This is a genomic window from Colwellia sp. D2M02, from assembly GCF_018860755.1.
Taxonomy (GTDB): Bacteria; Pseudomonadota; Gammaproteobacteria; order Enterobacterales; family Alteromonadaceae; genus Colwellia; species Colwellia asteriadis.
In genome coordinates this window covers 1-8,110 of the sequence record NZ_JAHKPW010000022.1, presented here as the reverse complement: position 1 = coordinate 8,110, position 8,110 = coordinate 1, and the positions used below count along the sequence as shown (strand labels likewise).

General features: G+C 35.6%; 11 protein-coding genes. 9 read left to right on the top strand and 2 right to left on the bottom strand.

The genetic code is table 11. The features are described from left to right. Positions 1 to 133 precede the first annotated feature (133 nt). From KO495_RS02955 to KO495_RS02935, 5 genes are all read left to right on the top strand, one after another. Positions 134 to 613 carry a hypothetical protein gene (locus KO495_RS02955; protein ID WP_215978908.1) on the top strand — a complete coding sequence of 160 codons (480 nt, stop codon included), beginning with the start codon at positions 134 to 136 and terminating at the stop codon, positions 611 to 613. Between the two features lie 114 nt (positions 614 to 727). Further along, positions 728 to 1,294, top strand: coding sequence for a hypothetical protein (locus KO495_RS02950; protein ID WP_215978907.1), 567 nt, complete (start codon positions 728 to 730; stop codon positions 1,292 to 1,294). 127 nt (positions 1,295 to 1,421) lie between these two features. After that, positions 1,422 to 1,730: a hypothetical protein gene (locus KO495_RS02945; RefSeq protein ID WP_215978906.1), complete on the top strand. Its 309-nt coding sequence runs from the start codon at positions 1,422 to 1,424 to the stop codon at positions 1,728 to 1,730. A 532-nt stretch (positions 1,731 to 2,262) separates the two neighbouring features. Then, positions 2,263 to 2,901 (top strand): LysE family translocator, encoded by a 639-nt coding sequence (locus KO495_RS02940; RefSeq protein WP_215978905.1) that lies wholly within the window; start codon positions 2,263 to 2,265, stop codon positions 2,899 to 2,901. Positions 2,902 to 3,007: 106 nt separating this feature from the next. Continuing rightward, positions 3,008 to 3,325 carry a DUF1493 family protein gene (locus tag KO495_RS02935; RefSeq protein WP_215978904.1) on the top strand — a complete coding sequence of 106 codons (318 nt, stop codon included), beginning with the start codon at positions 3,008 to 3,010 and terminating at the stop codon, positions 3,323 to 3,325. A gap of 113 nt (positions 3,326 to 3,438) precedes the next feature. On the opposite strand, the gene KO495_RS02930 is transcribed toward KO495_RS02935, so the two are convergent. Together KO495_RS02930 and KO495_RS02925 are read right to left on the bottom strand one after the other, a co-directional pair. Beyond that, positions 3,439 to 3,717, bottom strand: a complete 279-nt coding sequence (locus tag KO495_RS02930) for a type II toxin-antitoxin system RelE/ParE family toxin (protein WP_215978903.1) — start codon at positions 3,715 to 3,717, stop codon at positions 3,439 to 3,441. Further along, the gene (locus KO495_RS02925) at positions 3,714 to 3,998 is read right to left on the bottom strand and encodes a damage-inducible protein J (protein WP_215978902.1); all 285 of its coding nucleotides are present in this window, start codon (positions 3,996 to 3,998) and stop codon (positions 3,714 to 3,716) included. The genes KO495_RS02930 and KO495_RS02925 overlap by 4 nt, the downstream gene beginning before the upstream one ends. Positions 3,999 to 4,557: 559 nt before the next feature. Here KO495_RS02925 and KO495_RS02920 point away from each other — a divergent pair. From KO495_RS02920 to KO495_RS02905, 4 genes are all read left to right on the top strand, one after another. Next, entirely contained in the window at positions 4,558 to 5,238 is a 681-nt protein-coding gene (locus tag KO495_RS02920) for a hypothetical protein (protein ID WP_215978901.1), read from the top strand. Positions 5,239 to 5,356: 118 nt separating this feature from the next. Next, positions 5,357 to 5,659: a hypothetical protein gene (locus KO495_RS02915; protein ID WP_215978900.1), complete on the top strand. Its 303-nt coding sequence runs from the start codon at positions 5,357 to 5,359 to the stop codon at positions 5,657 to 5,659. Between the two features lie 171 nt (positions 5,660 to 5,830). Next, a complete protein-coding gene (locus KO495_RS02910) occupies positions 5,831 to 6,202 on the top strand; it encodes a hypothetical protein (RefSeq protein WP_215978899.1) in 372 nt (123 codons plus the stop codon). A 511-nt stretch (positions 6,203 to 6,713) separates the two neighbouring features. Then, positions 6,714 to 8,078, top strand: a complete 1,365-nt coding sequence (locus tag KO495_RS02905; RefSeq protein ID WP_215978898.1) for a VCBS repeat-containing protein — start codon at positions 6,714 to 6,716, stop codon at positions 8,076 to 8,078. Positions 8,079 to 8,110 lie beyond the last annotated feature (32 nt).

Here is an 8,110-nt window from a genome sequence, read left to right as displayed (position 1 = left end):
GGTGTATTATCCATACAAGGTGCTTAAAAGGACTAAAACAGTTTGCTCGTTTTTTGCAAAGTACCGCAAAAAATCAAGCCAACTATTTTAGCCTCTTAGCAAAACGTTATATTTACTTCATTGAGGTGATAATTTGTCCACTTATAGAAGAACAAGTCTGAAAAAAAAGCAAAGTATAATAAATGCTTTGCCAATGGTAACAGACGAGGATTGGGATGAATCACCATTATTAAGTAGTCGTTGCATTTCAATTTGGGATAAGTGGTTATTTGAAACGAATACACCAAATGCATTAAATGATGCAACTACTGAACAAGAGGCCGAGTGGCAAAGCTACTTTGATCACTTTCATGCTCAAGCCTTAAATAATTTTACAGTTTACATGCAAGCTAAAAAGAAAGGGGTTTTTAAAGAGGTAGTCGATAATGAAAGCGCTGTTGAAAGGTTATCGGACTGCCTATTTGAATTCTTGATTCCTGAAATAAAAGTTATCTATAGTGTTGGGTTTGATTTTACATCGCACATATATTTTCAAGATTTTGAGCTTGCCAAAGATCTCTTCGATTTGGTAAAAGAGAGTAAGTTGAAATTCCTGAATGATCGGTACGCGTAAATATAACAAGGCATTTAAACGGAACAAAAACAGTGGGTTACGTTTCGCTTCGCTACACATTTTAACCCACAATTTTTGTCCGCTTAATGCGGCGTTAGGCGAAAAGGAGTTTCGATGAAAAAGTTGTACATATTATTATTTCTTATAATTGTCATCCCTATTACGTGTTGGGCTAGTTTTAAGCCCATTAGAGTCATTGCGCCTGAATTCTCAGGTGTGAAGTGCCTAACTCAATTAATCTGTGTAGAGGATGAAACACAATTAGCTAAAGTAAAACAGCTATATTCCAAAGCTATGAAGCAGCTTGAAAATGACATAGATAATATCCAAAATAAGCCAAGAGTTGTATTTTGCTCAACAGAAGAGTGTTTTAACTATTTTGGTTTATATAAACAGAAAGCGGCCACTTTAGCTACATTTGGTATAGTTCTGAGCCCTAGAGCTTGGGAAAATGAGTATTTGGTTCATGAGCTAATACATCATTTGCAGCATGAAAGGCTTGGTTTGACGAAAGTGTGGTTTTCAACTCCAGATTGGTTCATGGAGGGCATGGCATATTCACTAAGCAAAGATCCTAGAGCTGAATTAGCTGAACCTTGGCAGGGCTATCGTAATAAATTTGATACTTGGTATGCAACTATCAATAAAAGCGAAAAATGGTTGTCAGCTAAAAAATTGTAATTTCGCCTAACAAGCAGTTAAACAAGGACAAAAAACAGTTGGTTTTGCTCCTTCGTCGCTAATTTTAACCAACTATTTTTTGCCTGTTAACAGGGCGTTATAAGGCAATGCATATTTGGAGTTTCAAATGTCGAATATAGGATCAGTTCAGTACTCTAAAGGCAATAAAGTTGGTGAATTAAAAGCTGTCTGGATTCATTCCGATTATGGCAATGGAACTGGTTCGGCGACTGGAAGTCAAAGTGCAACGTTTGAAGGTAAATATGAAATTGAATATTTTGATTGTAATGGTTTATCTTTAACGGTTCTTAATTTAGAAATTATTAAGAATGCCCAACGCTACGATTTATCGTGGAGTAAAAATGGTGTAGTTACCAGTATTGGAATTGGAGTAGTAAACTCTGGTGTATTATCAGCAGGCTACTACGACGTGTAAAGCCTTATAACAAGCCATTCAAGAGGGAAAATTTACAGTTGGCTGTTTTCACTCCGTTCAACATTTTAGCCAACAATAAATTTCCCCTTAATGGGGCGTTAGTTGCCGCAACTTGTTCGAGTAAATTTATTTATTAAACGTGCGGTATTTCACATCAAAGGATTGGTGTTTGTTTCCTTTCTTTGTTGTTCAATTTTCAGTTTTATAAAGTCGTTTTGTGCTTTTGGTTACACAGTTTTCGCCTTAGTTTTGCAAGGTAAAAACAATTGGCAAAATGCGTAAACGGCTCAAAGTTCACGTGTGGCGGCAAAGTTGCGGTGGGAGTTTTTTGATTCTTCCGTCTAATCCGTAAACGTGGTAACTTATTGTAAGTTATGTGATTTAACGCGCAGCAACTAACAAGGCAATCAAACGGACACGTAACAGTTGGCTCGGTTCCGCTTCGCTTCACATTTTAGCCAACCATTACTTAGCCGCTTATTGTGGCGTTAGCCGTCTTTATAGGTTCATCGTTTTAAAATAGGAGATGTATATGGATATAAGTAATATTTTAACTTTTATAGCAGTAGCCACATTACTTGTTGTTTCACCTGGACCTAACGGGTTCCTTATAGCAAAAACTGTCCCTGTTTCAGGTAAGAAAGCTGGTTTTGCTAATATATGGGGATTCGTAGCGGCATTTTATGTACATGGCACGCTATCAATTTTTGGTATTTCTTTACTATTGGTTCAATCTGCTCAAGCATTTTTTATCTTTAAAATGTTAGGTGCGGCTTACTTAATTTGGATTGGTCTTAAAGCGATTATTAGTGCTTTCAAGCAAACTGAAAACTCTACTGGAAATACACATCAAAGCCCCAGTAAAAATACCTCAATGCGCGTAGCATTTTTTGAAGGATTTCTAACCAACGTATTAAACCCTAAAGTATCAATGTTTTATTTAGCTGCATTTCCACAATTTATGCCAGCAAGTGAAACAGCACTTAGTGCATATACCCTAGTTACTGCTCATGCAATTGTTAATTTTTTATGGTTTTCAATGATGATTATAATGCTTTCAAAAGTTAAAGGCGTTACAAATGGAGAAAAGTTTAAAGTGTGGTTAAACTCAATTACTGGAGTTGTTTTTATTGCTTTTGGTTCAAAACTAGCTTTAATGAAAAACGGCTAACAAGTCGTTAAAGCAGGACAAAAAACAGTTGGCTTTTGCTCCTTCGTCGCTAATTTTAGCCAACCATTTTATTGCCTCTTAACGAGGCGTTATACGAATCTCGATTATGGATGATGAAATCAAGTTAATAGTTTCAAACGAAGCTGGTATTTCTTTCGAAAGCATAATGGATAACTCCACTTTACTGGGTGATCTAAAAATTGACGGTGATGATGCTTGGGAAATATTTGAACAATGTCGCAGTAAATTTCAACTTGATTTAACTAGCTTTGATTTTAATAAGCACTTTAGGTCTGAGCCTTGTTTTAAAGGTTTAATGTACTTATTTCGTAAAGTTAAATACCGTGATGAGCATATTGCTTCAAATAAAGTGCCGATTACGGTTAAGCAGTTAATTAATGCATGTAAAAATGGTAAGTGGTAAATTCGTATAACAAGGTGCTTAAAAGGACTAAAACAGTTTGCTCGTTTTTTGCAAAGTAACGCAAAAAAGCCAGCCAACCATTTTAGCCTCTTAGCAAAACGTTAGTTGCCTTTCTAATCTTGTGGAAATTTCTGCTTCTGGTGTAAAACTCGCATAATACGAATGGTTTCACCATCAACCCAATAAGAAACGATCATTGATACTTCGGGAATTATTAATATTCGCCCTCGAAAAATATCTCTTTGAACACCCATTAATGGATGCTCTAGTAAATTTTCAACTTTAGATTCAATTATTTGGTCGGTCTTTTCTGCAGCGCTAGGGTTAAAATCAAATAAGAATTCAAATATTTTTTCACGGTCATTTAGTGATTCTTCTTCCCAAAAAATCATATTTTATCTCTGTTACGGATTTTATTCTTTCTAGCTTCCATCTGTTTTTTAGCTTCATTGTGTTCAATAAAATTTGCTGTACCACTATCAAATTTATCAAATGCAGCATTTATTTGTTCTGTTAACCACAAATCATGAGTCATTGTTTTTCGTTGTTCTTCAGCCAAGCCTACGGTAAGCTCTCTACATGCATCGCTTAATGTGCGGCCTTGGCTTTCAGCCATTAACTGCGCTAAGCGTTTAGTTTCTTCGTCAACTCTAAATTGTATGCGAGTGTCCATAATATGTTACCTTAAATTTATTCTGTACACACAAATGTTAGCACTGACATTGTGCATAGGCAACTAACAAGTCGTTTAAAAGGACAAAAAACAGTTGGCTTTTGCTCCTTCGTCGCTAATTTTAGCCAACAATTTTTTGCCTCTTAACGAGGCGTTATGCGTCAGGTGCGAATTCTATTAAATTTATTTGCTAAGTTTGGCGCTTTACCAATAGTTTTGTCGTTGTTGCCTTTTCTTTATCTTGGTAACTTGCGCGTAATAACACTGTTTCAGCTTTTGGTTAAATAGTTTTTCGCCAAAATAGGGCGGTTATAAAAGTCACTGTAATTCAGTGGCTCAAAATTCACGGTTTTGTGGGTTGCACTGAGGTGTTTTTTACTTCGGCTTTTGCTGCCACGAAATCTTATATAGGTTGTGCGGTTTGTGGTTATTGCTACCAGTCGCATAACAAGGTGCCTAAAAGGACTAAAACAGTTTGCTCGTTTTTTGCAAAGTAACGCAAAAAAGCCAGCCAACCATTTTAGCCTCTTAGCAAAACGTTAGCATTCAAGGAAGAGTTATGAGTAGTTGGGAAGTTGGTCCTTTTGAAAATGATGATGGTGCAGACATACTTTCGGTATGGAATGAGTATTTATCAGACACTGCATTGACCTGGGGAATGGAAAAAACGTATTCATTTTTTGAAGATGTTTACTTTAAGACTCGATTACCGATTATTACTGATGGTAATGCAGATAAAGTTATAGCGATAGCAATTAAATTTAGTGAAACTTTTGATAATATCCCAAGTAAACTCAAAAAATTAGTAGGGGAAGCTATCGCTTGGGAACTTCATCTTAAAGTTCTTTCTGAATGGAAAAGTAAATCGAATAAAAGAAAAAAATCATTATTGGCTAGTGCTGACAAATTAGGCGTAATAAATAGCATTCCAAAAATTAATCAACGGGCTTCTAATTACTCAGAAGAAATAAATTCACTTAAGACATGGTTTGCTAACCTAGAAAGAATAAATAATGTTAGAGAAACTATGTCAATTAAAGATTTTGATTTTATAGATTCGATCAAACCTGCTTTTGCTTCTGAGGTCGAGAAATTAACAAGGATCTATGATGAATCCGATGAAGATGGTTCTGCTGAATTAGGACATTTAAGGTATTTGTATTTAATTTGGTATGTCCTTTTTAGTCTTGAATTCGATTCAGATGAAATAATAGGTACCATCGAAAGAAAGCGCCTTTGAATGCTAACAAGCATTTCAAGCGGGACTGCTAACAGTTTGCTCGGTTTCGCTACGCTACACAATTTTAGCAAACTATTATCAGCCCCTTAAATGGACGTTATATGCAAAGGAAGGCTCGGTGTTAAAATTAATCTGTGACAGTGTTTTATATTATTCACAAGGTGATGAAGCTTCATTTTTTAATTGGCTCAATTCAATCGAAAGCGTTGTAAAGGTTCAAGGCTTCGGAACTGAGCTTGAGGTTACTGTTTCATCTAATGATATTCCTGACGAAGAATTACGTGAATTTTTGGCAATATTTACTCGTTATGGTGTTCACCTTAAGCAACTGCGCATCTTTGAAAACTCAAACAACGCAGAATGGTTTACTCAAAATAAAGTTGGCTGTTTTCACTTCGTTCAACATTTTAGCCAACAATAAATTTTCCCTTAATGGGGCGTTAGGTTACAGTGTTGCCTATTATGATCTAATCGCTCTAAAACGGAGGGTTAAATGATTAAATCCATTCCTCTCTTACTAATATATTGTTTCTGGGTATTTGGATGTAGCAATACCCAAAATTGTAATCGTCAATTAAATTCAGAGAGTTGTATGTCCAAACCAAGTAAAAATGAAATTAGCATGGAGTCATATTTCCCCAGCCCACATGTTAATGTAAATCTTGAGGGTGAAATTTTACAAGCACTTCAAACTAAGTTTGAGTCTTCATCTGATATTGAAGTTAGTATCCTAGATAAAGATCGAGCTGATGAAAGTAAGGCCATGTATTACGTCTGGTTTAAGGTTACATTCGAACATAGCGCTCCGGAAAACGGACTTGCATTAGTAGCAGTTGGAATAATCCCAGAGGTAGTTACGTACTATAATGAAAGTATGGTTTTAGACTCCTTGAAGCAGGAAAATCAAGTAGTTGATATACCTAAAAACATACTAGATGCAGTAAAGGTTTCGCTGAAAATGTAACCTAACAAGGTCAATTAAACGGAATTAAAACAGTTGGTTAAGTTTCGCTTCGCTACACATTATAACCAACAATTTTAGTCCGCTTATTGCGGCGTTATGCGTCAGATGTGAATTCGATTAAATTTATTTGCTAAGTTTGGCGCTTTACCAATAGTTTTGTCGTTGTTGCCTTTTCTTTAACTTGGTAACTTACGCGTAATAACGCTGTTTCAGCTTTTGGTTAAACAGTTTTTCGCCAACGTAGTTTGTTGGTAAAAGTCACTGTAATTGAGTGGCTCAAAATTCACGGTTTTGTGGGTTGCACTGAGGTGTTTTTTACTTCTGCTTTTGCTGCCACGAAATCTTATATACGTTGTGTGGCTTGTGGTTATTGCTACCAGTCGCATAACAAGGTGCTTAAAAGGACTAAAACAGTTTGCTCGTTTTTTGCAAAGTAACGCAAAAAAAACAGCCAACCATTTTAGCCTCTTAGCAAAGCGTTAGGCTATTTATCATAATTCGGAGAATATTAATGTCGAAAATATTATTAAGCTTTATCATTTCTTTACTTGTATTGACAGGCTGTGGCGGAGGCTCTGATAGCTCTAACAATCCATCTGATTCTTCTAATACCCCACCCGAAGTTGATACAAATTTATTATCAATTAAATTACCTACCGTGGAAGGACGAGAATTAATCACAGATATCGCATCCCTAGATTTAAATCAAGATGGAGTGAATGACTTGGTATTGGTAAGAATCGGAAGTGATTATGCTGGAGATGTTTATTTCCAAGCCTTAATTAATAGTGGTAATGATACATTTGAAGATCAAACAAGTTCATATTTTAGAAATGTTAACTTCAAAGGCTACAGCTGGGTTGAAAAAATATATTTAGTTGACCTAAATAATGATGGCAAGCTCGATATTGTTTCTCATCACGACCAATCTCATTTTGAAGAAGTAAAACCTATGCTCCAAAAGCTTGATGGTGAATTTGAGTTTATCAACCTAGGTGGTTTTAATGATATTGGATCATTTGTACCTATTGATGCAGATAATGACGGAGACATCGATTTAATGGTACATATGATTGATAATTTTAATGACCCTATAGAGCGTAACTTGAATTGGAAGCTATTGGTTAATAACTTGGTAGAAACAGGCTCGTTATCTTTTAGCTTAGGAAATGGAGCTATACCCAACTTTAAAGGTCTAGATAACAGTACCTTTATTTATAGCCCTGCTGTACTTGATATAAACTTTGATGGTCTTAATGATATTTTCTATGGTGGACCTAAATACGATTCTCAATTTGTAGATGAGATAATTCCTTATTCTGTATTAATCAACGAAGGAGCGAATAGTTTTATAGATGCAAGTAATAATGTAATCGTTGGCTCGCTAGGTTTAACTCATGTGCGTGAAATAAGTGCTGCAGATTTTAATGGTGACACATATATGGATATATTAATTTCTAGCCATGGTTATGATAGTGGAGCTTTTTCAGGTGAAAGAAATCAGTTGTTACTTGGCGATGGTACGGGAAAATTGCTGCTTGATGAAAGTAAACAACAACCATTTAATTATCTGGGATTTACACACTCTCATGATTTTGGCGATATAGATGGGGATGGCGATATTGATATTATACTTTCAGACATAACTGGAAGTGATGTGGATGGTCAAGCACCTATCCAAATTTTATTAAATGATGGTAATGCCAATTTTTCGAGACGAAGCACTTCTATCGAAATCGATACTGGGTCACCATATATTGTTTCAACAAAATTAACAGATTTAAATGGTGATGGTTTTCTTGACTTAGTTGTAGGTGGCGATGATTTGAAACACCCTGCAGTTGTTGTTTGGAATGATGGAAGTGGAAGCTTCTAGCTTATAATCGGAATTGAAGTGGCATAGTTAAT

Bases quoted from the DNA above. Each gene is read 5' to 3' on its own strand.
- KO495_RS02950 (WP_215978907.1), top strand. From the start codon at position 728: ATGAAAAAGTTGTACATATTATTATTTCTTATAATTGTCATCCCTATT.
- KO495_RS02945 (WP_215978906.1), top strand. From the start codon at position 1,422: ATGTCGAATATAGGATCAGTTCAGTACTCTAAAGGCAATAAAGTTGGT.
- KO495_RS02940 (WP_215978905.1), top strand. From the start codon at position 2,263: ATGGATATAAGTAATATTTTAACTTTTATAGCAGTAGCCACATTACTT.
- KO495_RS02935 (WP_215978904.1), top strand. From the start codon at position 3,008: ATGGATGATGAAATCAAGTTAATAGTTTCAAACGAAGCTGGTATTTCT.
- KO495_RS02930 (WP_215978903.1), bottom strand. From the start codon at position 3,717: ATGATTTTTTGGGAAGAAGAATCACTAAATGACCGTGAAAAAATATTT.
- KO495_RS02925 (WP_215978902.1), bottom strand. From the start codon at position 3,998: ATGGACACTCGCATACAATTTAGAGTTGACGAAGAAACTAAACGCTTA.
- KO495_RS02920 (WP_215978901.1), top strand. From the start codon at position 4,558: ATGAGTAGTTGGGAAGTTGGTCCTTTTGAAAATGATGATGGTGCAGAC.
- KO495_RS02910 (WP_215978899.1), top strand. From the start codon at position 5,831: ATGTCCAAACCAAGTAAAAATGAAATTAGCATGGAGTCATATTTCCCC.
- KO495_RS02905 (WP_215978898.1), top strand. From the start codon at position 6,714: ATGTCGAAAATATTATTAAGCTTTATCATTTCTTTACTTGTATTGACA.